The sequence below is a fragment of the Gammaproteobacteria bacterium genome (genome assembly GCA_024235095.1).
Lineage (GTDB): Bacteria > Pseudomonadota > Gammaproteobacteria > Competibacterales > Competibacteraceae > UBA2383.
Genome location: JACKNC010000001.1, coordinates 225,513 through 250,676 on the forward strand (window position 1 = coordinate 225,513; position 25,164 = coordinate 250,676).

20 protein-coding genes are annotated in these 25,164 nt (G+C 57.1%); 10 read left to right on the forward strand and 10 right to left on the reverse strand.

The genetic code is table 11. From position 1 onward, the window contains the following. Positions 1–57 precede the first annotated feature (57 nt). A complete protein-coding gene (purL, locus tag H6973_00925) occupies positions 58–3,993 on the forward strand; it encodes a phosphoribosylformylglycinamidine synthase (GenBank protein MCP5124231.1) in 3,936 nt (1,311 codons plus the stop codon). A gap of 25 nt (positions 3,994–4,018) precedes the next feature. On the opposite strand, the gene dsbD is transcribed toward purL, so the two are convergent. Further along, entirely contained in the window at positions 4,019–5,881 is a 1,863-nt protein-coding gene (gene dsbD / locus H6973_00930; GenBank protein ID MCP5124232.1) for a protein-disulfide reductase DsbD, read from the reverse strand. After that, the gene (locus H6973_00935; protein MCP5124233.1) at positions 5,878–6,207 is read right to left on the reverse strand and encodes a divalent-cation tolerance protein CutA; all 330 of its coding nucleotides are present in this window, start codon (positions 6,205–6,207) and stop codon (positions 5,878–5,880) included. The genes dsbD and H6973_00935 overlap by 4 nt, the downstream gene beginning before the upstream one ends. 244 nt (positions 6,208–6,451) lie before the next feature. Between H6973_00935 and H6973_00940 the strand changes: the two genes are divergently transcribed. The 3 genes from H6973_00940 to H6973_00950 all read left to right on the forward strand — a co-directional run bounded on the left by H6973_00940 (position 6,452) and on the right by H6973_00950 (position 10,128). Continuing rightward, positions 6,452–6,742, forward strand: coding sequence for a co-chaperone GroES (locus tag H6973_00940; GenBank protein ID MCP5124234.1), 291 nt, complete (start codon positions 6,452–6,454; stop codon positions 6,740–6,742). Between the two features lie 58 nt (positions 6,743–6,800). Beyond that, the gene (gene groL, locus H6973_00945; GenBank protein ID MCP5124235.1) at positions 6,801–8,462 is read left to right on the forward strand and encodes a chaperonin GroEL; all 1,662 of its coding nucleotides are present in this window, start codon (positions 6,801–6,803) and stop codon (positions 8,460–8,462) included. A 178-nt stretch (positions 8,463–8,640) separates the two neighbouring features. Next, on the forward strand, positions 8,641–10,128 hold the full coding sequence (locus H6973_00950) for a DEAD/DEAH box helicase (protein MCP5124236.1): 1,488 nt from the start codon (positions 8,641–8,643) through the stop codon (positions 10,126–10,128). Here the strand turns inward: H6973_00950 and H6973_00955 are convergent. The 5 genes from H6973_00955 to H6973_00975 form a co-directional block, all read right to left on the reverse strand. Then, positions 10,125–10,631, reverse strand: a complete 507-nt coding sequence (locus H6973_00955) for a hypothetical protein (GenBank protein MCP5124237.1) — start codon at positions 10,629–10,631, stop codon at positions 10,125–10,127. The genes H6973_00950 and H6973_00955 overlap by 4 nt on opposite strands. Positions 10,632–10,695: 64 nt before the next feature. Next, positions 10,696–11,640, reverse strand: coding sequence for a glycosyltransferase (locus tag H6973_00960; GenBank protein ID MCP5124238.1), 945 nt, complete (start codon positions 11,638–11,640; stop codon positions 10,696–10,698). Next, a complete protein-coding gene (locus H6973_00965) occupies positions 11,637–12,785 on the reverse strand; it encodes a DegT/DnrJ/EryC1/StrS aminotransferase family protein (protein MCP5124239.1) in 1,149 nt (382 codons plus the stop codon). Before H6973_00965 ends, H6973_00960 begins: the two co-directional genes overlap by 4 nt. A 1-nt stretch (position 12,786) precedes the next feature. After that, positions 12,787–13,158 (reverse strand): EamA family transporter, encoded by a 372-nt coding sequence (locus tag H6973_00970; protein MCP5124240.1) that lies wholly within the window; start codon positions 13,156–13,158, stop codon positions 12,787–12,789. After that, the gene (locus H6973_00975; GenBank protein ID MCP5124241.1) at positions 13,155–14,843 is read right to left on the reverse strand and encodes a glycosyltransferase family 39 protein; all 1,689 of its coding nucleotides are present in this window, start codon (positions 14,841–14,843) and stop codon (positions 13,155–13,157) included. Before H6973_00975 ends, H6973_00970 begins: the two co-directional genes overlap by 4 nt. Positions 14,844–15,099: 256 nt before the next feature. Here H6973_00975 and H6973_00980 point away from each other — a divergent pair, with 256 nt between their 5' ends. Then, positions 15,100–16,128 (forward strand): hypothetical protein, encoded by a 1,029-nt coding sequence (locus H6973_00980; protein ID MCP5124242.1) that lies wholly within the window; start codon positions 15,100–15,102, stop codon positions 16,126–16,128. A 116-nt stretch (positions 16,129–16,244) separates the two neighbouring features. Here H6973_00980 and H6973_00985 read toward each other — a convergent pair whose 3' ends face one another. The 3 genes from H6973_00985 to H6973_00995 are packed head-to-tail and all read right to left on the reverse strand — an operon-like array spanning position 16,245 to position 19,699. After that, positions 16,245–17,636, reverse strand: coding sequence for an alginate export family protein (locus H6973_00985; protein ID MCP5124243.1), 1,392 nt, complete (start codon positions 17,634–17,636; stop codon positions 16,245–16,247). Beyond that, on the reverse strand, positions 17,626–19,044 hold the full coding sequence (locus H6973_00990; protein MCP5124244.1) for a HAMP domain-containing histidine kinase: 1,419 nt from the start codon (positions 19,042–19,044) through the stop codon (positions 17,626–17,628). The genes H6973_00985 and H6973_00990 overlap by 11 nt, the downstream gene beginning before the upstream one ends. Next, positions 19,019–19,699, reverse strand: a complete 681-nt coding sequence (locus H6973_00995; GenBank protein ID MCP5124245.1) for a response regulator transcription factor — start codon at positions 19,697–19,699, stop codon at positions 19,019–19,021. Before H6973_00995 ends, H6973_00990 begins: the two co-directional genes overlap by 26 nt. 283 nt (positions 19,700–19,982) lie before the next feature. On the opposite strand from H6973_00995, the gene H6973_01000 reads away from it, so the two are divergent. The 5 genes from H6973_01000 (at position 19,983) to H6973_01020 (ending at position 25,096) form a co-directional block, all read left to right on the forward strand. Next, positions 19,983–20,315 (forward strand): PepSY domain-containing protein, encoded by a 333-nt coding sequence (locus tag H6973_01000; protein ID MCP5124246.1) that lies wholly within the window; start codon positions 19,983–19,985, stop codon positions 20,313–20,315. Between the two features lie 159 nt (positions 20,316–20,474). Next, on the forward strand, positions 20,475–21,515 hold the full coding sequence (gene asnB / locus H6973_01005) for an asparagine synthase (glutamine-hydrolyzing) (GenBank protein ID MCP5124247.1): 1,041 nt from the start codon (positions 20,475–20,477) through the stop codon (positions 21,513–21,515). Beyond that, positions 21,497–21,874, forward strand: coding sequence for a hypothetical protein (locus H6973_01010; protein MCP5124248.1), 378 nt, complete (start codon positions 21,497–21,499; stop codon positions 21,872–21,874). The genes asnB and H6973_01010 overlap by 19 nt, the downstream gene beginning before the upstream one ends. A gap of 253 nt (positions 21,875–22,127) precedes the next feature. Then, entirely contained in the window at positions 22,128–22,919 is a 792-nt protein-coding gene (locus tag H6973_01015) for a hypothetical protein (GenBank protein MCP5124249.1), read from the forward strand. A gap of 149 nt (positions 22,920–23,068) precedes the next feature. After that, positions 23,069–25,096, forward strand: a complete 2,028-nt coding sequence (locus H6973_01020) for a phosphatase PAP2 family protein (protein MCP5124250.1) — start codon at positions 23,069–23,071, stop codon at positions 25,094–25,096. Positions 25,097–25,164 lie beyond the last annotated feature (68 nt).

Genomic DNA, 25,164 nt, shown 5'->3' on the forward strand with positions numbered 1-25,164 from the left:
AATTGGGAATACTGCTATCATTCTGCGTTCCCCTTCCGACTTAGGAGAGTGTTCGCGATGCATCGTTTCCGTGGAAGCCCCGCTCTGTCGCCCTTCCGTCTGGAGAAACTGCTGGCGGCCTTGCGCCTGCAAGTTCCCGCCATCACCCGTGTTTATGCTGAATTCACGCATTTTGTCGATGGCGCGCTGACCCTGCCAGATCGCGAGGTATTGGACCAGTTGCTTGACTATGGCCCCAGAAAGTTTGTATCGCATCAGTTGACCCTAATCGGCCAGAGCCAGGTCGAAGCGCAAGGAACGCCTACCGGCGCGCCTCTGTTCCTGGCCATTCCCCGGCCTGGAACCATTTCCCCCTGGTCGTCAAAGGCCACCGATATTGCGCGTAACTGCGGCCTGCATCGGGTGCGCCGCATTGAACGCGGCATTGCCTATTACCTGGAATTTGAGCGGTCGCTCAGCGAGCGTGAATTAGCGGCGCTGAAACCCCTGCTGCATGACCGGATGACGGAAACGGTGCTGGAGCCCGGTGATGATCCGGCGTTGCTGTTTCGCCAGGCGCAACCAACGCCGCTGACTACGGTGGATGTGCTGAACGGCGGGCGCGATGCTCTGGCGGGCGCTAATCTTGCGCTGGGTCTGGCCTTGTCGGATGATGAAATCGATTATTTACAGGAGAGCTTCCTGCGCCTGGAGCGCAACCCCACGGATGTGGAGCTGATGATGTTCGCTCAGGCCAATTCCGAACACTGTCGGCACAAGATTTTTAACGCAGATTGGATTATTGGCGGCCAACCCCAGGCGTACTCCCTGTTCGCCATGATTCGCCATACCCATGAACGCCATCCTGCGGATGTGCTATCGGCCTACAGCGACAACGCAGCGGTCATGACCGGTTTCCCTGCCGGACGCTTCTTCCCCGACGCCAGTGATCGTCAATACCGCTATCATCCGGAGGATGTCCATATCCTGATGAAAGTGGAAACCCACAACCATCCGACGGCGATTTCGCCCTTTCCCGGCGCGGCGACCGGCGCTGGCGGGGAAATCCGCGATGAAGGCGCGACCGGACGCGGCGCGAAACCCAAGGCTGGCTTATGCGGCTTTTCGGTTTCCCATTTGCGCATTCCCCATTTTATCCAGCCCTGGGAAGAGGACGATTACGGCAAGCCCGAACGCATCGTTTCCGCGCTGGACATCATGCTGGAGGGCCCGCTGGGCGCGGCGGCATTTAATAACGAGTTTGGCCGACCCAATCTGGCCGGTTACTTTCGCACGTTTGAGCAGGATGGCCCGGACGGTCAGCGGCGCGGCTATCATAAGCCGATCATGATCGCCGGTGGCTTGGGCAATGTCCGCGAGCCGCATGTTCACAAGGCTGCTTTGCCGCCGGGAACCGCTATTGTCGCGCTCGGCGGACCAGCGATGTTGATTGGCCTGGGCGGCGGCGCAGCGTCCAGCATGGCGGCGGGCAGCTCTCAAGAAGACCTGGATTTTGCCTCGGTGCAACGGGGTAATCCGGAAATGCAGCGGCGCGTCCAGGAAGTGATTGACCAGTGCGTCGCATTAGGCGCGGATAATCCCATTCTCTCCATTCATGATGTGGGCGCCGGCGGCCTGTCCAACGCCGCGCCGGAAATCATCCATGGCGCAAAACGGGGCGGGCGTTTTGAACTGCGCGAGATTCCCAGCGCCGATCCGGGCATGTCACCCACGCAAATCTGGTGCAACGAGGCCCAGGAGCGTTATGTACTGGCCATCGCGTCAGCAGGATTAACGAATTTCAAGGCGCTGTGCGAACGGGAGCATTGCCCGTATGCCGTGATTGGCGTGGCCACTGAAGAGTCGCAGCTGACGCTTCACGATGAACAGTTCGCTAACCAGCCGGTGAATCTGCCGATGAATGTGCTATTCGGCAAACCACCGAAAATGGTGCGCAACGTTGAACGGGTTGCCCATCCACCCCGCCAGCGGGATGTTACCTCTCCTGCTATTGCCCTGCCGGAAGCGGTCGCCTGGGTGCTGAGCTTTCCCGCCGTGGCGGATAAGAGTTTCCTGATCACTATTGGCGACCGCACGGTGACCGGTCTGGTCTGCCGGGATCAGATGGTCGGACCGTGGCAGGTTCCGGTTAGCGATGTGGCGGTCACCGTGACCAGCTTTGATGTTTACACCGGCGAGGCCATGGCGATAGGCGAGCGAACCCCTTTAGCGGTGTGGAACGCGCCGGCCTCGGGGCGCATGGCGGTGGGCGAGGCGCTGACCAATATCGCAGCGGCGCGTATCGAGAAACTGGGCGATGTCAAATTATCCGCCAACTGGATGGCGGCGGCGGGTCATCCTGGCGAGGACGCCGGTTTGTTTGACACCGTGCAGGCCGTGGGTCTAGATCTGTGTCCGGCGCTAGGCGTCGCCATTCCCGTGGGCAAGGATTCGCTGTCGATGAAGACCGTTTGGGAGGAGAGGGGCGAGCGCCGGAGCGTCGTTGCGCCTTTGTCGCTGATTGTCTCCGCCTTCGCCCCGGTGCAGGATGTGCGCCGCACCTTGACGCCGCGATTGCGTACGGATCGCGGCGATACCGATCTGCTGTTGATTGACCTGGGTTGTGGGAAAAATCGGTTGGGCGGGTCAACGCTGGCCCAGGTTTATCCCCGTGACGATGCTGAAACTCCGGATGTGGACGCGCCTGAAACGCTCAAGGCGTTCTTCACCGTTATTCAGGAACTCAACGCCGCCGGTCGGTTACTCGCCTACCATGACCGTTCGGACGGCGGGTTGCTGGCGACGCTGGCGGAAATGATGTTCGCCGGCGGCTGCGGAGTCACGGTGTTACTGGATGATCTGGGCGAGGAACTGTTGCCAGCGCTGTTTACTGAGGAACTGGGTGCAGTCGTGCAGATGCGCACCGCCGAGCGTTCGACCGTATTGGCGTGCTTGGCCGCCGCTGGCCTGGGCGAATGCAGCCATCTGATCGGTACGCTGAATCCGCATGACCGATTGATCCTGTGTCATGCCGGCGAAGTCGCGTTTGCCGCTGATCGGGTCGAACTGCGCCGCTTGTGGTCGGAAACCAGTTATCAGATGCAGGCGTTGCGCGATGATCCCGACTGTGCCCATGAAGCCTTTGCTAGCGCCTGCGATCCCAGTGACCCGGGGTTGCAGGTCAGCTTGACGTTCGATCCAGCGGCGGATGTCGCCGCGCCGTATATCGCCAATGGCGAACGTCCGCGTATCGCCGTTCTGCGCGAACAGGGAGTCAACGGTCAGATAGAAATGGCGGCGGCTTTTGACCGGGCCGGTTTTGCGGCGGTGGATATCCATACCAGCGATCTCATCGCGGGCCGAGCGACGCTGGCGGGTTTTCAGGGCATCGTTGCCTGCGGCGGATTTTCCTACGGGGACGTTCTGGGCGCCGGAGAAGGGTGGGCTAAATCGATTCTGTTCAACGCCCGCGCCCGGGACGAGTTCACCGCGTTCTTTGCGCGCCCGGACAGCTTTGGACTCGGCGTCTGCAACGGTTGCCAAATGCTTTCCAACCTGCATGAGTTGATCGCTGGAACGGAACTCTGGCCACGCTTTGTCCGCAACCGGGTTGAGCAGTTTGAGGCGCGTTTGAGTCTGGTGGAGGTTTTGCCATCGCCGTCGCTGTTCCTGCATGGGATGGAAGGTTCGCGCTTGCCGATCGCCGTGGCGCATGGCGAGGGTCGTGCGGAATTTCGCGAGCCTGGCGATCTGGAAGCAGCGTTAACGGCGGGTCTGGTCACTGTGCGTTTTGTCAGCCATGCGGGCTCGCCAACTGAGCGCTATCCCGCCAATCCTAACGGCTCGCCCAGTGGAGTTGCCGGTTTATGCAGCCGTGATGGACGGTTTACGATCATGATGCCGCATCCAGAGCGCCTGTTCCGCACCGTGCAATATTCCTGGCATCCCGATGGCTGGGGCGAGGACGGTCCCTGGTTGCGCCTGTTTCGCAACGCGCGGCGCTGGTTGGGGTGAATGTAGGCGTTAGCTTGCCAACGATTCAAAATGCTGCTTGCAAATGCTGATTGAAATCGCTGGCGTTCATAAACCCCACTATCCGGTATTCGCGGCGTTCCCGACCATCCGCTCCGAAAAACAGCATGGCTGGGGGGCCGACAATATTGAAGCGCTTGAGCAGTGCCCGGTCGGCGTCATCATGGGCAGTAACATCAGCTTGTAAGGCCACGATGTTTTTCAATGCCGCGCGCACCGCAGGATCGCTGAAGGTGTCGCGTTCCAGCTCTTTACAGGTTACGCACCAGTCGGCGTAGAAATCCAGCATCACGGGACGCCCCGCAGCTTCGTGCAAGACTTGGTCGATATCGGTAACAGTTTTGACCGGCTGGAAGAGCGGTGCTGGCGCTTCACCGGCGGCGCTGGTGATAAAGCTGACGCCGCGCAGCGGTTGCCAGGGATCGCGTCCGCCGCCAGCGACCCCTACCAACAGCAAGACGCCGTAAACCAATAAGACCGTACCCAGACCCTTGACCAGCATCCGCCAGGGCGGCGCGCCATGGATGAGCGGTTGCAAGGCGCCCATGTAAGTAGCGGTAACGATCAAGAGCGTCGCCCAAAGCACCATACTCAGCGCTGCGGGTAGAATGCGTTCCAAGAGCCATAAGGCGACCGCCAGCAGCAACACCCCAAAAATAGCCTTGATCCGCTCCATCCAATGCCCGGCGCGCGGCAACCAGTGACCCGTCGATGCGCCGATAATCAACAAAGGCGCGCCCATACCCAGACTCATGACGAACAGGGTGGCTGCGCCCAGCAACACATCGCCAGTGACTGCAATGAAACTGAGCGCGCCGATCAATGGCGGAGCTACGCACGGTCCAACAATCAATGCGGACAAGAAGCCCATCACCGCCACTCCAGCATAGCGGCCACCGCGTTGGTGATTGCTCCATTCCGCCAACCGGTGCTGCAGGAAAGCCGGTAATTGCAAGTCGTAAAAACCGAACATGGACAACGCCAGCAACACGAATAACCCGCTGAACATGCTGATCACCCAGGGACTCTGGAACCAGGCTTGCAAATTCTGCCCAAGCAACGCCGCCAACACCCCAGCGACGGTATAGGTCGCCGCCATGGCCAATACATAGGTCAAGGCCAATAGCAACGCCCGTCGGCGAGTCAGATTCGCGCCTTGACCGGCAATCAGGCTGGACAGAATCGGCACCATGGGAAATACGCAGGGCGTAAACGCCAGCAGTAATCCGAAGCCGAAAAAAGCCGGAATCGCTAGAAAGCGCTGTTCATTCAGCAAACGCGCTAACCGATCCTGTTCCGCCTCTGGCGCGCCTTCGCCCTTTATGGAAAGGGAGGTAGGGGATATGGTTTGCGCCTCCTGGCCGTTTGAGGGGAAATTGGGAGGTGAGGTCATGGCGGGCAAAGCGACTGCGACCGTCCGTTTCAATGGCGGATAGCAAACGCCGACTTCCGCGCAACCCTGGTAACTGGCCTTTACCTCCACTTCGCCAGTACTGTTTGGGTCGCGTTGCAAACGGACGATCACTTGCGCCTCGCCGTGAAATATTTGCTGCGGGCCAAAATAAGGGTCGTCCTTCCGTTCGCCAGGAGGAATCCCAGTGCTGGCGATAGCGATGCCCTGAGCGTTAATCAGCTCCAGTTTAAACTTGTCGCGATAGAGGTAATAACCGGGGGCAATGATCCAGCGGGCCTGGAGAGTGCGCGGATCCGACGCGGTAATGGTGAGTTGGAACGCCTGGTCGGCATCGAGAATCCGCTCCCCGGAGGCGCTGCCGAAGCGGTCAAATAACCCGCTTCCACCCGTTGCCGGCCCTGTCAACAGCGCTAACAGCAATGCTAGCCAGGGCCAGACAGGGTCAAATCGTTTCATAACGGCGCCCCGGTGTTGTCGGTAATCCAGTCCAGATAGGCTGCCGAACCGGTTTGAATCGGCAAGGCGATGATTTCCGGCGTGTCGTAAGGATGCAATTCACGGATACGCGCCTCTAATAGCGGATAAACCTTGCCGCGGGTTTTAATGATTAGCAGCCACTCCGAATCCCGTTGCACTCCACCTTTCCAGCGATAAATCGAGGTCAGTCCCGGCGCGAGATTGACGCAAGCAGCCAGCCGCTCACTGACCGTGGTTTCGGCAATCTGTTCGGCGACCGTCTGATCCGGACAGGTGCAATAGACCACCAACGGTTGATTATCCATGAAGGTTTCCCCCTTGAAATCATGATGCCATGTCATTCGACCATCCAAGCCTAACGATAGACTCTTAATCCCGCCAATTTTCTTCAACGCGCTCCCTTGAAATTTCCTGGATCTCGCCCCACTTCACGGTCAACCCCTTGACAGCGATTTTTCGCTGACTATGATTAGCACTCACCAGGGTTGAGTGCTAACAAAGTAACGTCAACCTCAAGTTACCGAACATTATCCCAAGGAGATTTCATCCATGAACATTCGTCCGTTGCATGATCGGGTGCTAATCAAGCGTGTTGAAGAAGAAACCAAGAGTCCGGGCGGTATCGTCCTGCCGGGCACCGCCGCCGAGAAGCCTTCGCGCGGCACGGTAATGGCGGTAGGTCGCGGCAAGTTGCTGGAGAATGGCGATGTGCGGCCACTGGATGTCAAGGCGGGCGACCTGGTCCTGTTCGGTAAGTATTCGGGTAGCGAAGTCAAGGTAGACGGCGAAGATCTGATCGTTATGCGCGAAGACGAAATCATGGCGGTCATCGAGAAGTAAGCGTTCTCCCTGAATTTCTGCATTCGAACATCCCAAACTGGTTTTAGAGGAATTAAACATGGCTGCAAAAGACGTTAAGTTCAGTGACGACGCCCGTTCGCGTATGGTGCGCGGCATCAATGTTCTGGCCAACGCGGTCAAGGTCACCCTGGGCCCCAAGGGCCGTAACGTGTTGTTGGACAAATCTTTCGGCGCTCCCACCGTCACCAAGGATGGCGTGTCGGTCGCCAAGGAAATCGAACTGGAAGACAAGTTCGAGAACATGGGCGCGCAGATGGTGAAAGAAGTTGCGTCAAAGACCTCGGACGTCGCTGGCGATGGCACCACGACCGCTACCGTGCTGGCCCAGGCGATTGTCCGCGAGGGCATGAAGGCCGTGGCTGCCGGCATGAACCCGATGGATCTCAAGCGTGGTATCGACAAGGCGGTCGCTGCTACCGTCGAAGAGCTGAAGAAGCTGTCCAAGCCCTGCACCGACGACAAGGCGATTGCCCAAGTCGGCACCATTTCCGCCAATTCCGACGATGCGATTGGCCAGATCATCGCTAATGCGATGAAGAAAGTCGGTAAGGAAGGCGTGATTACCGTTGAGGAAGGCAAGAGCCTGGACAACGAGCTGGATGTCGTGGAAGGCATGCAGTTTGATCGCGGCTATATTTCGCCCTACTTCATCAACAACCAGCAGAGCATGAGCGCGGAGCTGGAATCCCCCTACATCCTGCTGTATGACAAGAAGATTTCTAACGTCCGTGATCTGCTGCCGCTGCTGGAAGGCGTAGCGAAAGCCAGCAAGCCGCTGCTGATCGTCGCCGAGGATGTGGAAGGCGAAGCGCTGGCGACTCTGGTGGTCAACACCATTCGCGGCATCGTCAAGGTTGCTGCGGTCAAGGCGCCTGGTTTCGGCGACCGCCGCAAGGCCATGTTGCAAGATATCGCCATTCTGACCGGCGGCCAGGTGATCTCCGAGGAAGTTGGCTTAACGCTGGAAAAGGCGACTCTGTCCGATCTGGGCACTGCCCGCAAAATTGTGGTTGGCAAGGAGAATACGACCGTTATCGATGGCGCTGGCCGGACTGATGAAATTCAAGGTCGGGTCGAGCAGATCCGCCGGCAGATCGAGGAAGCGACCTCCGATTACGACCGTGAGAAATTGCAGGAGCGCGTGGCTAAGTTGGCTGGCGGCGTGGCAGTGATCAAGGTCGGCGCAGCGACCGAGATCGAAATGAAGGAAAAGAAAGCCCGCGTTGAAGATGCGCTGCACGCAACGCGCGCGGCGGTTGAAGAAGGCGTGGTCGCCGGTGGCGGCGTTGCGCTGGTTCGCGCCTTGCAGACAATCAAGGGCCTGAAAGGTGACAATTCCGATCAGGATGTAGGCGTATCGATTGCGCTGCGCGCCATGGAAGAACCTGCGCGTCAGATCGTCGCCAATGCGGGAGACGAGCCTTCGGTCGTTATGGACAAAGTTCTGCAAAATTCTGGCAACTATGGCTATAACGCCGCGACGGGTGAGTATGGCGACATGGTTGAAATGGGTATCCTTGACCCCACCAAGGTCACCCGCTCCGCATTGCAGAATGCAGCTTCCGTAGCGGCGCTGCTGATCACCACTGAGGCGATGATCGCCGAACTGCCGAAGAAGGAGTCCGGCGGCGGCATGGGCGGCGGCATGGGCGGCATGGGCGGCATGGGCGGCATGGGCGGCATGGGCGACATGATGTAAGCACCCTGCGTCTCGCAGCCCAGGATCAAAAAACCCCGCTCCAGCGGGGTTTTTTTATGAGCCGGGAATTGCTGGTTCAGAATCGGCTGAGGAACGGTATACTCAATAGAAATTCACGATTCTTTGTTTGCAATACGGATTGAGTCACAGGCGGTCAACCGCCACCGCAACCAGGACAATGAAAAACCGGACCCACGACTCCCCGGGCATCTACCGCACGGGAGATAGCGATACTGAACGCCAATTACGCTTCGACCGGGGTACCCTGCTACTGGAAGGCGTAGCCGAGTTACCGCCCGGCCTGGAAACCTGGTTTCAATACGACCCCCGCGTCGAGGCTTATCGCGCTCCAGCCCATTCCTACAACGCGATCATCGGGCCGCTCAAAGGCGAGCTAGCGCGGAATAAAGCACCGCGTTACCAGCGCCGGGAACTGATTTGCACTCTGGAGATGAATCCCTATCCCCATCAGCGGGAGGCATTGACCGCCTGGCAAGCGGCGAAAGGGCGAGGTGTGATTGTGTTGCCCACCGGCGCCGGCAAAACGCTGGTTGGGCTGTTGGCGTTGAGCTGGACCCGGCGCGATGGTTTGATCATGGTTCCCACCCTGGATTTGATGCATCAATGGTATGCCTTACTGCGGGCGGCATTCCCCGACCAGGAGATCGGTTTGATCGGCGGCGGCTATCACGAACCACAACCGTTAACCATCGCTACCTATGATTCCGCGGCCCGCCACATCGACCGGCTGGGCGACCGCTTTGGCCTGTTGATCTTCGACGAGGCGCATCACCTGCCCTCCGAGTTCTACCGCAGCATCGCCGAATTCTCGCTGGCCCCCTACCGGCTGGGCTTGACGGCTACGCCCGAACGCAGCGATGGCCGCGATGCCGATTTACTGGAGTTGATCGGCCCGATCGTTTACCGCCGGCATCCGGAACAATTAGCCGGCAACGTGTTGGCTGCATTTCAAATCCGGTCGGTGCATGTCGATCTCTCACCTGCCGAGCGTGCTGCTTATCAACAGGCGTTGGAAGACCGCAATACCTTTCTGCAAGCCAACCGGCTGTCATTAAGTTCTTTGGAGGGTTGGAACCGCTTTATCATGCTCTCGGCGCGCAGCGTCGAAGGCCGCCGCGCCATGCGCGCTCATCGTGAGGCGCGGCGCATTGCGCACGCCACCCCCGCCAAACTCCGTGCGCTGGGCATGATTCTCGCCAACCATCCCGGCGCCAAGACGGTGATTTTCACCGAAGACAACGCCACAGCCTACGAGATTGCCCAACGATTCCTGATTCCCTGTCTGACCCATCAGACGATGGTAAAGGAGCGCCAGGATATTCTGGAGCGCTTCAAATCCAGCGCCTATACCGCCATCGTGACCAGCAACGTGCTTAACGAAGGTGTGGATGTTCCAGACGCTTCCATTGGCGTGATCTTATCGGGGAGCGCTTCCGCGCGGGAATTTATCCAGCGTTTAGGCCGCATCCTGCGACGTGGCGATGACAAACAGGCGGTGCTATACGAAGTCATTGCCCGAGAAACCCGCGAGGAACGGGTGGCCGACCGCCGCCGAACGCCTCCAAATTCCGGACATCACGCGGAACGCATCGAAGCCACGCTGGCCTTGTTTGACACTCAAACCCCGAATCAACAAAAAATCTAAAATTTCAATATATTATAGCCAAAGGTAAACATCAGCCCGGCACCGCCTAGCAGATTGAGTTGAACATTGAAATCACCGTATTTGTAGCCGATACCCGGCACAGCGCCTGGCGCAACGCCATTGTTGTTCAATGGAATTTTGTCTTCGTAAGGCTCCTTGTAACCGAACAGGACGCCGCCGGTCAGCTTGAAGTAAAGGTTTTCGTCGATCGATTCCAGCGGCCAGGATTTGCCAAGGTAGAGGTACTGGCATTTCTGGTTGAAGCTGTTGTTGAAATAGGACGCTCCCGCCAACCAGCGCGAAGGCGCCTGCCATTCCAAACCGACCAGCCACGAATACTTGGCATGTTCGGGGTCGGAATCGAAATGAATGACGCCAGGCGCTGCTTGCAACATGAGCAGGTCACCCTCTGCAAAAATATCAGCCCGGACGTTGCTCGTAGCCAGCGCCATTAGCAAAACCAGGGGCATCAACAGCTTTTGAATAAGGTTAAACAGCGGCATGGAGAAGAGCCTTTGCTGGATTCCAGAAAAATGATTAGCATTGGAAGAGAAGGTAACGGCTACGTCAATTTTCTTCACGCTGCTCCAAAATAGCCTGGATGGTGAAGCGCGGACGCTCGCGCACCTGCTGATAAATCCGCCCGACGTATTCGCCCAGCAGGCCAATCCCGAACAACAGAATGCCGATCAGCAGGAAATTGATGCCAAACAGGGTGAACAACCCCTCGGCCTCCGGCCCAACGATGATCCGGCGAATCGCCAGGAACACCACAAACCCCGCCGACGCCAGTGAAAGGGCAATTCCAGCCAGCGAGAATATCTGTAAGGGAACGACCGAGAAACCGGTAACCAGATCGAAGTTAAGCCGGATCAGCTTGTACATTGAATACTTCGATTCACCGGCGGCGCGCTCGGCGTGGGTGACCACAACCTCGGTCGGGTTGGCGGCGAAAGTATAGGCCAACGCCGGGATATACGTACTGACCTCGCGGGTGGACACAATCGCTTTGACAATCGACTGGCTGTAGGCGCGCAACATGCAACCCTGGTCGGTCATGCGGATTTTGGTAATCCGCTCGCGCAACCCATTCATGAGCTTGGAAGCCACATGCCGCCACAGACTATCCTCGCGGGTCTGGCGAATGCTGCCGACATAATCATGGCCCTGATCCATCGCCGCCAACAGCTTGCCAATCTCCTCGGGCGGATTCTGCAAATCGGCGTCCAGGGTCACCACCCGCTCACCTCGGCAATATTCAAACCCGGCTATGATCGCCGTATGCTGGCCACAATTCGCGTTGAACAGAATCACCCGCGTCACGTCGGGCCGAACCTGAAACTGGTCTTTCAACAACGCCGCCGAACGGTCGCGACTGCCATCGTTGATGAACAGCACTTCATAGGCGACGCCCAAGGCGTCCAGGGCGGGGTAAAGCCGCGCAAACAAGGCGGGCAGCGTCTCCTGCTCGTTGTAAACCGGAATGATCACGGAGAGTTGGGGAGCATTCATCGCAAACTCCCATCAACCAACACCTCGCCGACCGCCTGGCAAACCCGCTCCACATCAGCGAGGGTCATCGCCGGAAACAGAGGCAGCGTCACCGTTTCACGGGCAATTCGTTCGGTGTTTGGCAACTCCCCCTCGTAGTGACCGTATCGACGGAACAACGTTGTCAGGTGCGCCGCCTCATAGGAGATGCCAGTGCCAATGCCGCGTGCTTCGAGCGCAGCGCGAAATTGCTGACGATCTATGGTCATCTGGTCCAGCGGCAACAATGGCGCAAACAGATTCCAACTGTGGCCAGCTTCATCGCCAGGATAGCCAGGATGCGGTAACAAACAGGGCGGGGTGGTGGGGAACAGCCGAAAATACTCCGCGACCAATTCGCGGCGCCGAGCGTTGAACGCATCCAGCCGGGCCAGTTGGCCAGAACCAATCCGGGCGTTGACATCGGGCAGGTTGAACTTGCCGCCAGGAAAAGTGACATTACGGGTGCCATCAGATAATCGGGTGATGCCGTGGAAACGCAGCATTTCCACCTCGCGCGCCTCGATCTCGTCGTTCAACACCAGCGCGCCGCCTTCAATCGCCGTCATGTTTTTATTAGGATGAAAACTGAACACCGTCAGATCGCCGAAACTGCCGATTCGTCGTCCGCGCCAACTGGAGCCAATGGCCAAAGCGGCATCCTCAATGACCCGCAGCCGATGCTGACGGGCGATGGCGTAAAGACGGTCCATATCGACCGGCAACCCGGCGAAGTGGGTCGGCATGATCGCCCGGGTATGGGGGGTAATCGCTCGTTCCACAGCGTCGAAATCCAGATTGCGGCTGATTAGCTCCACATCGACGAATACCGGCGTCGCCCCCACCTTGGCGATCATGTTTGGCGCAGCGAAGAAAGTTTGCGAGGGCGTAATGACCTCCGCGCCGGGACCGATGCCGCACAATTGCAAAGCGACTTCCAGCGCGGACGTGGCTGAATTCAGCACCCGCACCGGCCGGCCATCCAGATAATAGGAGAGCGCCGCCTCGAATTTTTTGACTTGAGGCCCGGTCGTAATCCAGCCGGAACGCAGCACTTCGGCCACACCGGCGATGGTGTCTTCGTCCAGGGTCGGTCGGGCGAAAGGCAAATAGGGTAGTGATGACATCTCAGGATCTCGCAAGCAGAACCACGCCAACGATGATGCAGCTAATGCCGAGCCAGCGCCCACTGGTGAGCGCCTCGCCGAACAAATAGCTGGCGGCCAGGGCGTTGACCACATAGCCGATAGAGAGCATGGGGTAGGCGATGCTCACCGGCACCCGGGACAGGGCCAGAATCCACACCAGAACGCTAACGCCATAGCAGGCGAAACCACCGAGGAAATGCGGATTGGTCACGATAGAACTGGCGAGTGGGAGGGCGTTGGCGACAGTCGGGCTAATCACCCCCAGCGTATTGGTTCCTGCTTTCAACAGTAGTTGCGCAGTGGCGTTGAGTAACACGCCGGTCAGGATCAAGGCGAAACTGGCTAGGTTCATTGGCGGCTCACGATCACGCGGCGCGGGTCGCGGGCCAGAAGGCGCATGGGTAAACCTTCTGCGGTGAAGTGTTGGTAATTATGATGATTCATAATGGCATAACCCTTCTCCAGCGCACGCCAGCGGGATTTCCAGTCCTCAACCTTCGCAATACCCTTCTCCGGTTCAGCCGCCAGTCCCAGAGCAAACTCGTCAGTGTATTGCACCAGGGTAACCGGGCGCTTGAGATAGAACGGCAACGTCTGATCATGCATTTGGATGCTGTAGAACGGTGCGCTAGGGTCAAAGGGGCCATGTTCGGCTTCGATTTCCTGAACAATTTGATCTGCGGAGTATAACCGGGATAGCTCATTATGACCGTTCATGACCAGAATACCTGCGCTAAGACTACCCAGAGCCAGCGCGATGATGCCGGCATTGCGCGAGGTTTGGCGAAATAAACCCGCTGCCGCACCCGCGCCCGCTGTAAAGGTCGCGATAGAAGCCAGGAGCCAAGGAACAAGGGTGCGCACCATCTCGAACGGTGATGCATCGTTGGAAAATGCTTGAGCCAGATGTTCGCCGCCAAGCAGGATCAGCAAAAGTAGTAAACCGCCGATCGCCGCCAATCCCCAGGCCAAACGACTTAGGCGCTTCGGCTCCATCCGCTGCATCTCCACTCCGGCGAACAGCGCCAGCGCCGGGAAGATCGGCAGGATATAAGAGGGTAACTTGGAATGCGAGACGCTGAAGAAGACGAAAATGAAGGTCGCCCAAATCAACAACAATCGCAAAGGTTGTAGCATTCCCCGCTCCCCTTCGCGCCGCCAACCGTCGCGCAACCGCACCGCGATAAACGGTAGCCATGGCATCGAACCGATCAAGAGTTCAGGAACGAAATACCACCAGGCGCCTGTGCGCCGGTGAACATCGGTGGTGAACCGCGCGAAATGCTCGTGAATAAAGAAAAATTTGGCAAACTCGTCATTGAGCAGCGAGACTGCGATAAACCACGGCGCCGCAATAAACAGAAATAACGCTAGCCCTTTGCCCAGATGCAGGCGGGTCAACATTCGCCAGTCGCGCTCGATCAGAATATACAGCGTCAACACTGCGCCCGGCAGCACGATACCGATCAGGCCCTTACTGAGTACCGCCAGCGCCATAGCGGCCCAGACGATCAACATCCAATTGCGGTTTGCCACCGGAGTCGCATCGGGGCGTTGAGCCATCAGAAAGCTCAACAAAGCAATGGTGAGAAACGCCGTCAACCCGGCATCCAGTGCATTAAAATGCGCGTTGAGGAGGAACCAGGTGCATCCGCCCAGCGCTGCTGCCGCCGCTAGACCGACTTCCTCATCGTAGAGTCGCCGCCCCACCCAGAACATGAGCAGTACACAGGCAAAACTGGTGGTCGCCGGCCACCAGCGCGCCGTCCAGTGATGTTCTCCGAACAGTTTGAACGCCGCCGCTGTCGCCCAGTATTGCAGCGGCGGTTTCTCGAAATATTTGAGGCCATTCAGATGCGGCGTTATCCAGTCTCCGGATACGGCCATCTCGCGGGCAATCTCGGCATAACGCCCCTCGTCAGGGCGGAATAGCTTGCGGGATTCCAGATTACTGAACCAGACCAGGGTGAAGACCAGCAGCAGACCGAGCAGGAACCAGCGGGAGTAATGGGGTGATTTCAGGGAAAATAAATCCATGAGAATTTTGATGCTTATGCTTGCGGGATGGAGGAGTCTCTAGAGGCGCACATTCTGAGAAAGTTCGATCCTGCCAGAGATTAGGTTATATGAACAGAGAGATGGCGAAATGGTCATGTTGGGGTCAGTTTGTGATCAGGTTGACCCGGTAATCTCATCCTTGCTTGAACAGTATGGCGAATAATCGATCGCCCTCAGCCATGAAAATTGGACCGAAGCAGAGGAGAGAGCCATGATTGATAATGTGGTCAATGAACTGAAACAGCAGGTAGGCCCTTTTTACCAACTTCGACTAGCAACCCGTACTGTCCTTGGTCTTTGTTGCCTGTTGCCGGCGATTCCCGTTTTGGCAAACAACGACGATGACGAGAGCCGGGCTGGCGGACGCCAGAATGATTATTGTTCGGCAACGGCCAGAGCGCAATTCGTTGCCTGCGGGTACGAACAGAGAGACGATTACTTTACCGCACAAGCCGTTTGCCTCAATGAAACCGATGACGAAGAGCGACAGGCGTGCTTGGCTGATCGTACAGCCAACTCGAAGGAAAGCAAACAGCTCTGTCAGGAGCAGTTCGATGCCCGCCGCGACCTTTGCGCGATGCTCGGAGAAGCCCAATACGACCCCAGTTTCCGTCCAGAAAACTTTGTCAATCCGCTCCAAATTGGCGCTACGGTAGACCCGAACCCGTACTGGCCGCTGGTTCCACGCACACAATGGGTCTATCAAGATGCAGGGAGCGGGCAGCAAATCACTGTGACTGTGACAGAGAAAACCAAGCAAATTGAAGGAGTCACTTGCATCGTCGTCAATGATGTTGTCAGGGTCAATGGCGAGTTGATCGAGGACACGGACGACTGGATTGCTCAAGACTTGCAGGGCAATATTTGGTACTGTGGTGAAGAGGTCAAGGACTACGAGAGCTTTTCGGGCGACCATCCGGCCAATCCTGAACTGGTCGAGATTGCGGGATCGTTTAAAGTGGGTCGTGATGGCGCCAAGCCCGGAATTCTCATGTACGCCATATCCACCGTGGGGCAAATCTATCGGCAGGAATTTGCGGTCGGAGAAGCCGAGGATGTGGCGCAAGTCATCCATGTCAATGGAGATGAAGCAGTTTTCGGTTTCTCGTGTGAGAGCAAATGTGTCGTCACCCGCGACTTCTCACCGCTCGATCCGGGCGTCGAAGAAAACAAATTTTACAAGCCTGGAGTCGGTCTGATCCTGGAGTTGGGTGTTGGAACCACCGAACGTGTCGAACTGATCTCAAAATCCATTTTGCCGTAGCGGACTTTAGTCCAAGGTTCAGGGAGTTTTCTTTAGCAGGTCAACACCTTGGCCTGCTGTATCTTTTTTCATCTTTCTCGGCATCCATTTGATTCGATCCATTCGAAACGGCCTGTCTAAAATTCATAAATCATTTTAAAGAACAGGCGATTGGCGCGCTCTCCAGCATCTGCTCCATAGGCGCGACCGGCTTTGAAACTCCCAGCGATCATCTCCATTTCCAGGTTTTCCCATTTCTGGATCTGTAGCACAAGGCTGATTTCCTTACCGATTTCCCTGCTTTCTGCTGTCGGTTCGGCGTCGATGCCTGTGCTTCGCAGGAAAGGCGTGGCGTCTACCTGGCGAAAGTGGTGATAACCCAAGGTCAGGCGGGCATCAGCGGATACCGGCAACCTAAGCATCAGCGTCGCAATGCGCAGGTTGGAAAGCTCGGGTCTGAGCACGACCCCATAGTCGCGAAATTCCTCATCCTGGTCTTGCAATCCAGTCTGACGAAACGCACGATCCGTGTGATCATCAGGATCGTTGTCGCCAGAACCATAAGCGTAGACCAAGGTCACCGAGGGATCGCCCGGCAAAGGCAGGGTCCAGGTTACGCCCACGTCCGTCGCCCAACCGCGCACCTTGCGTCTCTGGATTTGGTCCACCTGACTGAATCCAGGCGCCTCCTCTTCAAACGCCGTCAAGGTTTCATCGCCGGTCAAGAAGGCGATATCGGCCCGGTACTCCAAATGGCCAGCAGGGGATTCGTCAACGACGCCAGCGGCGCGTAGTCCCACCCAAAGCAGATCGGCGTCGCTATCGTCTTGATGGCCTTCTTCGACAAGCTGGCCAACCGCCAACGCATCCGACCGGTCGCGTTGCGCCAGAAGAAAACCGGCCAGATGAAGCTGATTCGATACCTTCCAGCCTGCATGTCCGAGCAAGCGCTGCAAATCCTGGTCTTCCGGGTCGATAAAATCTTCGTTGGTGGAAACGCGCCCGAGTGCTTTAGCGACACCGACGTAAAAACGCCAGGGTGGATGGTCATAGTAGAAACGTACTGCATCGAGATCGGCGTCCCACCACCATAGGCGGGGGTCCAGGAAATTCTGGCGGCCGATTTGCAGAGAATAATTCCCGTCAAGAACCCGATTGAACAGCAGCCACATCTCGCCACGTTCGAGAGCTTCTTCAGACCCGCCTGGTCTATCGTCAGCGTAAACCGCTTGATCCGCAATCCCCTTGATTTCGCCGAAGATCAGGAAATCGCCGCGTCGATAGGATAAGCCAAGCTGGATCTCTTCCTCGAAAACACGCCAATCATCCAACGGTTGCTCGCCAAGCGTCGGGTTCCAAAGCCATTCACTCTTAAAATCGAATGCAGACGCAAATTCGAATCCAGGTTCTGCGGAAGGTCTCAATGCGGCATCGCCTCCCTGCTCAAGGCTCGAAGAACCGGATGCAGCGAAACTGATGAGTAGTAAACCCAGACTGACGAATAGCCGGGATAAATCATCAATGACCACAACACGACCGGCAAAGCATGACCGTAAAGGTGCTGCCCTCGCCAGGCTTGCTACGGACAGTGATATCGCCGCCGTGAGCGCGGATGAAGGCCAGCGCGAGACTGAGACCCAAGCCATTGCCGTATTTCGAACGACTCCAGTCGCAGCGGTAGAAACGCTGAAAGATTTTCGGCAATTCCTCCACCGCGATGCCGACGCCCGTGTCAATCACCGACAAATGAATTCTTTGTCCCTCGTCGACCAAGCGGATGAGGATCTCTCCACCAGCGAAGGTGTATTTGAGCGCGTTATCCAGAAGATTCGCCACCACGCGCTGCAGGCGCTGTAAATCCCCCTGAACAAGACATCGCGGTGGTAGATGGGTGTGCAGCGCAATGTTCCTGTCTTCCGCAACCGTTTGAAACAGATCGCAAGCGTCGATGACGATAGCGACCAGGTCGATCTCGCTGATTCTCAGCCTAGCCGCTCCGGACTCGGCTTCGGCAATATCCAGAGTTGTATTGATCATCTCCAGAAGATGATCGCATTCCTCAGTAATATCGCTGGACATGGCCTCCCAGTCCGTTCTTGAACCGTTGCTGGTGAGGGCCATTTCGGCGGATGCCCGGATGCGCGCCACCGGGCTGCGCAGATCGTGTGCCAGGTTGTCGGTCATCTCGCGCATCCCCAGGATCAGGGCTTGTATGCGGTCCAGCATGGTGTTGAAGGCTTGCGCCAAGCGGTCGAGTTCGTCGCCTTGCGACCCAACCGCCACTCGCTGGTTGAGCGCTCCATCAGCAATTTCCATTGCCGTGCGCGTAACCTCCTCAACCCCGCGTAAGGCCCGTCGGGCCATGAACCAGCCGATCGGACCGCCCAGCGCGATGACAGCCAAAAGCGCCACGAAAAACCCGTTGAGCAACGCCGCCAGGAATTCTTGGTCATTTTCCAGCGATTCTCCAATCTCCAGGACTACATCAGGTCCGATAACGCCATAAATGCTGCGCACCGAGTGTTCGCGCTCAGTCAATTGGAGGGTTTCCAAAACGGGTTCATCTTCCTCACGCAATCGAAGCAACTTCGGTGCTGGCGCACCCAGCGCCGGCCAGGATGAAAGATTCGTGGTCGCTATCAGGCGACCGTCTCGCGTCCAGAGCCGGAAAAACACCGCCTCCGCCTCTTCGCCTTGCGTCTCGAACGCCATTTCCGCTTTTACTTTATCAAGTCCATCAACCCGCATAAAGCCAGCATACTCCGCAATATCTTCTTGCAAATCCTGATCGGCGCGTTGCTGGACAACAGCCGCCATCAAGACATAAACCAGCGTGAACGCCAACAAGGAAGACAAGGCGAAGATGCCCCCATACCAGATGGTCAACCGCAGCGCGAGGGTGTGATGTTGCTTAAGGAAGGTCTTCTTTAAGAACATAACCTACCCCGCGCACGGTATGGATTAGCGGTGTGCTGAAATCTTTGTCGACCTTGTCCCGCAGTCGGCAGATCCGCGACTCGACGATGTTGGTTTGCGGGTCAAAATTGTAGTCCCAGACCCGCTCCATGATCATCGTCTTGGAAACGACGCGCCCAGCGTTACGGGCCAGGTATTCGAGCAGGGCGAATTCCCGAGGCTGTAAATCGATCTTCTTTCCCTCTCGCATCACAGTGCGCCTGAGCAGATCGATAGATAGATTGCCCACGGTGATCCCGGTCGGTTCTGGGATAGCGCTCGCGCGGCGGATCAGCGCTTGAACCCGCGCCAACAATTCGGTGAACGCGAAGGGCTTGGTCAGGTAATCGTCGCCGCCGGCTTGCAGTCCTTCGATCCGCTCGTCGAGCGAACGCTTGGCGCTCAGGATAATTACCGGCAGCTTGTTCCGCCGTTGCCGCAATTCATCAATGATCGAAAGGCCATCGAGTCCGGGCAGCATGATATCGACCACAGCAACGTCGTAAGACGACAGCAGCGCCATCTGCAAGCCGGTTTTACCGTCGCCCGCATGTTCGACGATAAAGCCAGCTTCTTTGAATCCCTTGCTGACAAAAGCAACGATCTTGAGATCATCTTCAATAAGTAATAGGCGCATGAATATATCATTCCCTGTATGAAAACCGACTCAGGATATTATCAACAGAAGACCGGGTTTTTCATCGAAGATGACCAAATACTCACCTCCACGACATGAAATGATCATGTTTGCGTTAGTTCGCGATCAGGTCAACGCGGTAGCCTCATGACCGTCTGAACAGCACGGCGACGGATCGCTATATCGCGACAAAGAGAAAACCAGGTTGCTAACGCTCTCCTAATTCTTGATCGCTATCTTCACCCTAACGCGAATATCCGCGTGACCTGAAGGAGAGATATTCATGAACCGCAAAGTTTATCCATTCATCCTGGCCACGCTGGCCGCGACGGTCATCAGTGGCGCTTACGCAGCGGAATCCGCTGAAAATGACGCTTTGGCTGTCACCGGCGCAAAAATCAGTTTAACGCAAGCAGTCGCCGCCGCTGAACAGCAGATCGGCGGTAAGGCTTCCAAGGTTGAGTACGAACGCCATAAAGGACAGCCGGTGTTCGATGTGGAAGTCGTCAAGGGCAAGAGCGTCATGGATGTCAAGGTCGACCCGACAAGCGGCCAGGTCCTCTCTGCTGTCGAGGACAAACCCGACCGCGACGATGATGGTGACGAAGCCGATTGACGCTTCTGACCGCCTTAACGCCGGCGCAGGCCACTGCGCCGGCTTTTCCCAAAAACCGAGACCAAGCTATTCCTTGCAAGAGAGGAGTCGCTCAGTCCCTCCTTGGCAAAGGAGGAGATGCTTGCCCATGTAAGAGATAAACCCTTTCGAAGGTATATCATGTGTGGAATTGCTGGCCTCTTCTTAAAAGAACACACGCTCAATCAAGCGGTTTTGCTGGATGTGCTTTCCGTGATGCGTCATCGCGGTCCTGACGACATCGGTATTCATTTACCCGACCAGATGGGCCTGGCTTTCACCCGCTTGTCAATCATTGATCTCGATCACGGCCAACAACCGCTTTACAGCGCAGATAAAAATCTTTGCTTGGTCGGTAATGGCGAGATTTATAACGCTATCGAGCTACGTCAACACCTGATCGACAAGGGCTATCGGTTCACCACCCGCAGCGATTTTGAACCGGTGTTATACGCCTACCAGGAATACGGCCTGGATTTTCTGGAGCGCCTGGAAGGCATGTTCGCCTTTGCTCTGTATGATCAACGGCAAAACCGACTGCTCCTGATTCGCGACCGACTCGGCGTCAAGCCGCTCTTCATCTGGCAGACGAAAGAGGGTGCTTATTTTGGTTCTGAACTGAAGGTCTTATTTGCGCTGCGGAAACAACATCGCCCAGCGGTCGACTCGGTGGGCCTGGCGCAGTATCTGCAAAGCGGCCTTGCTACAAACCACGCAACACTTTGCCAAGGCATCGAACGTCTGTTGCCGGGTGAAGCGTTGTTGATTGAGTCCAGCGGGCACTGTCGCCGTTGGCGTTACTGGACGCCGCAGAACGTTGAACCGCGGGTGACGGACTTCGCAGACGCGGCGGAGCACTTCGATACGCTGATGACCGATGTCATCTGCAAACATCTGCGTTCTGACGTCCCCTTTGGCTTGTTTCTTTCCGGCGGCATCGATTCTGCGACATTGTTGGCCTTGATCAAACGCGCCGGCGTCGAACCGCTGTGGACTTACTCCATTGGGTTTCCGGGCAGCGATGTGTTCAATGAACCGAGCGATGCCCAACGCATTACCCAGCATTTCCAGGTTGAACATGTCAAAATTGAACGTGATGAACAAGCGGTATTTGAACGGATGCCGCACACGATCTGGGCAGCGGATGAACTGATATCGACACGGTGTTGCCGGATCGGCTGAAGATTAAAGACCGGCAAGGTAAGATTTTTTTGCGGCGCTGGGCGCAGCGCTGGTTACCGATGGATCATCTACAACTGCGTAAACGGGGACTCTCGGCGCCGGTTGATCACTGGCCCACTGGAACAAGGTTGCCCAGACTGGAGCGAGTGCTTTTGGGCAATGCTGGCATTCGCAAATGGTTTGCGCCTGCGGGCATTCAGCAACTCATCGCGGCGCAGCGCCAGCGACCGTCAGGCAGAACTCGGCAGAAACTCTTGCGCCTGCTCCAGTTTGCGCTTTGGCACCGGATATTTATCGAAGGTGATGGCGCTGCGCCTGCAAAACGGCAAGATCCGCTGGATTTGCTGGATACACAATAAACAGTGCCAGTCTCGAAGACAGCCTGACCCGTATCGCCCGATCACTCTCGGTAAATTCTCCCCGACTCTCGTCGGCTAACCCTTCCCTAATTCTCGATCGCTATCTTCACCCCATCGCGCGTATCCACGCGCGGGAAAAAGTGACTTCTCATGGATCGAAAAGACTTTTTTCTGCCAATCAATTCGGGCAAACGCTACTAAAGCCTACGGGAGCATCGCAATGAATGTACTGACACGCGAAGACGCCATGCCGATGTTGAACAAGGTTCCAGAGGTTACATTATACTTCTGGATCATCAAAATCATGGCGACCACCGTCGGCGAAACAGCCGCCGATTTTCTCAACTTCAATTTGCACTTTGGCCTGACCAACACCTCACTTATCATGAGTGCTCTATTGGCGATTTTTCTGGTCTTACAGGTACGCGCTCGTCAATACATACCCGGCCTATACTGGTTAGCGGTCGTACTGATCAGCGTGGTCGGCACACTCATCACGGATAACCTTGTAGATAATTTTGGTATTGCGCTGGAAACGACGACTATCGTTTTCAGCCTGGCCTTGCTAGCGACGTTCGCTATCTGGTATGCAAGTGAGAAAACGCTGTCGATCCACACCATTTTTACGATGAGGCGCGAACTGTTCTACTGGGCGGCGATTCTGTTCACGTTCGCCTTGGGCACGGCGGCAGGCGATCTTACTGCAGAAGGTTTGAATCTTGGCTATGTCAACTCGACACTGATGTTTGGAGCATTGATCGGCATCGTCGCCCTTGCCTATTATGGCTTCAAGGCCAATGCGGTTTTGACGTTCTGGATCGCCTACATCCTAACACGGCCATTCGGCGCATCATTTGGCGACTATTTGTCGCAATCAGTCGCTGACGGCGGCCTGGGCCTGGGCACGGTCATTACGAGCGCGATTTTCCTGTCAACCATCGCAATTCTCGTAATCTACCTGACCATCACCCGACGGGATGCGATTGATCTTCCATCGGTATCGTCGCCTTCGCCTATTATGGCTTCAAAGCTAATGCGGTCTTGATGTTCTGGATCGTCGTCATCCTGACGCGGTCATTCTGCGCATCAGTAAGAATGCCATCTCCGCTGTGGATTAGGTCAAGGACGGCGTTACGGTAAGCCGTGTGCTCGAAGGCACTGAGCACGCGGCCATGTTGCCTGGAGTGTAGTGGCATGAATGACTTGATCAACACATCCATGCAGTGGGTTAGCCTGCATCCTCACCTTGCCGGCCTAATCTTGGGCCTGATTACCTGCGCTGAATCGCTGGCTTTCATCGGCTTGGTGGTACCCGGCGCCACGCTGACACTGGTAGCTGGCGTGCTGGTGGGCGCCGGTTCCATGGCGTTCTGGAGTACCTTCGCCTGGGCAGCGGGCGGTGCGGTGCTGGGTGATGGCCTCAGTTACTGGCTTGGCCATCGTTATCAGGAGCAACTGCGCAGCCTGGGGCTGCTGCGCCGCCACCCGGAATGGCTCGCGCGCGGGGAGGACTTCTTCCATCGCCACGGCGGCAAGAGCATCCTGTTCGCCCGCTTTGTCGGCCCGGTGCGACCAGTGATTCCGGTGGTCGCCGGCATGCTGGGCATGGCGCCGATTCGCTTCTATCTCTACAACTTGTCTTCGGCGCTGATTTGGGCGGCGGCACACTTGCTGCCGGGCATGGTATTCGGCGCCTCGCTGGTGCTCGCCGGCCAAGTAGCCACGCGATTGGCTGTGGTGTTCGGCGTACTGGTGGCATCCGCCTGGCTGATTATCTGGTTGATGCGCCTGAGTTACCACCAACTACAGCCGCGAGTTGCCCGCTGGGCGACCCAGGCTATGGCCTGGGGTCGCACCCATCGCTATCTCGCGTGGCTCGTTACCGACCTACTCGATCCGGCGCGCCCGGCATCGCGCGCTCTGCTCGTCTGGCTGGTGGTACTCATTGCGGCAGGCTGGCTGTTTCTCGGGATACTGGAGGATGTGCTTACCCAGGATCAAATCGTGTACGCAGGTCAGGCGCTCTACCATCTGCTGCAACAACTGCGCACACCACTCGGTGACTGGGTCATGGTCGTGCTTACGGAGCTGGGCGACGCAGCCGTTACGATTCCCGTCGCCATCGTGGTGCTGGTCTGGCTACTCTGGCGGCGCGCCTGGCGTGACGCGTTGTATTGGTTGACCGCGCTCGGCTCTGGAGCGCTGGCCGTCACGATCATCAAAGTGGCGCTGAAAGCGCCACGACCGGTGGCGCTGTATTCCGGGACCGATGCGTACAGCTTTCCGAGCGGTCACGCGACCCTGAGCACGGTGATCTACGGGTTCCTGGCGGTCCTCGTGGCGGACACATTCAGCCCGCGCTGGCGCTGGACCCCCTATGCGACCGCCGCGCTCTTGATTATCGGGATCGCGTTTTCCCGACTCTATCTCGGTGCGCATTGGCTGGCCGATGTCACGGCAGGTGTCTCCCTGGGTACGGTATGGGTGGCTTTGCTAGCGATCGCACGCGAGCGACGCCAGTCAGCGCCAGTTTCGATTCACGGACTCGCCACAGTAACCTTGCTGGGGTTTCTCAGCGCCGCTGGCTGGCATGTTCACAATAAAATATCGCAAGACCTTGTACGTTACGCCGTGCGCCATCCAGTGATGTCGATGCCTGTGCTGGCATGGTGGCAGGGAGACTGGCGGAAGCTGCCAGCTTGGCGGCTCGATCTGCAAGGCGAACACGAGCAACCGTTAAATGTGCAGTGGGCAGGCGACCTGGGTTCAGTACGGCAGTACCTCTTATCGCATGGCTGGCATGAACCCACGGCGCTCAGTGCCCGTACCGCGTTACGTTGGTTCTTGCCTAACCCGTCGCTCGCACAGCTTCCCGTGCTACCGCAATTGCACGATGGTCAATACGAATCGTTGCTTCTGACCGCCGAACGGCGCGACCAGACGCACTCTGCCGAACAGTGGATTCTACGTTTATGGCCGACGATGCTGCGGTTACAGCCGAACGACATTCCGGTATGGGTTGGCGCCGTCGCGTCACAGTACAGCGCGCATTTGCCACTGATCAGCTTTCCGCGTTCGAACGATGGCTACGATTCAGCACTAACGGCGCTGGAATCCACCTTGAGCAAGGTAAAGTGGAAATCGGTACAGTATCCGTCTCGGGAAAACGGAGAATCTGCTCGCTGGAGCGGTACTGTCCTGTTGGTTGACAGCAATCGTTAATTGGCGCCTCTACGCTCCAATATAAAGAGTTGTCGAATCCCTTGCAGCCGGTTGGCTGCGTCGCTGGT

Excerpts from the sequence above, each read along its gene's own strand:
- H6973_00965 (MCP5124239.1), bottom strand. The coding sequence starts at position 12,785 with ATGTCATCACTACCCTATTTGCCTTTCGCCCGACCGACCCTGGACGAA.
- H6973_00970 (MCP5124240.1), bottom strand. The coding sequence starts at position 13,158 with ATGAACCTAGCCAGTTTCGCCTTGATCCTGACCGGCGTGTTACTCAAC.
- H6973_01020 (MCP5124250.1), top strand. The coding sequence starts at position 23,069 with ATGAATGACTTGATCAACACATCCATGCAGTGGGTTAGCCTGCATCCT.
- H6973_00955 (MCP5124237.1), bottom strand. The coding sequence starts at position 10,631 with ATGCCGCTGTTTAACCTTATTCAAAAGCTGTTGATGCCCCTGGTTTTG.
- groL (MCP5124235.1), top strand. The coding sequence starts at position 6,801 with ATGGCTGCAAAAGACGTTAAGTTCAGTGACGACGCCCGTTCGCGTATG.
- H6973_00990 (MCP5124244.1), bottom strand. The coding sequence starts at position 19,044 with ATGTTCTTAAAGAAGACCTTCCTTAAGCAACATCACACCCTCGCGCTG.
- purL (MCP5124231.1), top strand. The coding sequence starts at position 58 with ATGCATCGTTTCCGTGGAAGCCCCGCTCTGTCGCCCTTCCGTCTGGAG.
- H6973_00940 (MCP5124234.1), top strand. The coding sequence starts at position 6,452 with ATGAACATTCGTCCGTTGCATGATCGGGTGCTAATCAAGCGTGTTGAA.
- H6973_00975 (MCP5124241.1), bottom strand. The coding sequence starts at position 14,843 with ATGGATTTATTTTCCCTGAAATCACCCCATTACTCCCGCTGGTTCCTG.
- H6973_00960 (MCP5124238.1), bottom strand. The coding sequence starts at position 11,640 with ATGAATGCTCCCCAACTCTCCGTGATCATTCCGGTTTACAACGAGCAG.
- asnB (MCP5124247.1), top strand. The coding sequence starts at position 20,475 with ATGTGTGGAATTGCTGGCCTCTTCTTAAAAGAACACACGCTCAATCAA.
- H6973_01015 (MCP5124249.1), top strand. The coding sequence starts at position 22,128 with ATGTTGAACAAGGTTCCAGAGGTTACATTATACTTCTGGATCATCAAA.
- H6973_01000 (MCP5124246.1), top strand. The coding sequence starts at position 19,983 with ATGAACCGCAAAGTTTATCCATTCATCCTGGCCACGCTGGCCGCGACG.
- H6973_00995 (MCP5124245.1), bottom strand. The coding sequence starts at position 19,699 with ATGCGCCTATTACTTATTGAAGATGATCTCAAGATCGTTGCTTTTGTC.
- dsbD (MCP5124232.1), bottom strand. The coding sequence starts at position 5,881 with ATGAAACGATTTGACCCTGTCTGGCCCTGGCTAGCATTGCTGTTAGCG.
- H6973_00950 (MCP5124236.1), top strand. The coding sequence starts at position 8,641 with ATGAAAAACCGGACCCACGACTCCCCGGGCATCTACCGCACGGGAGAT.
- H6973_00935 (MCP5124233.1), bottom strand. The coding sequence starts at position 6,207 with ATGGATAATCAACCGTTGGTGGTCTATTGCACCTGTCCGGATCAGACG.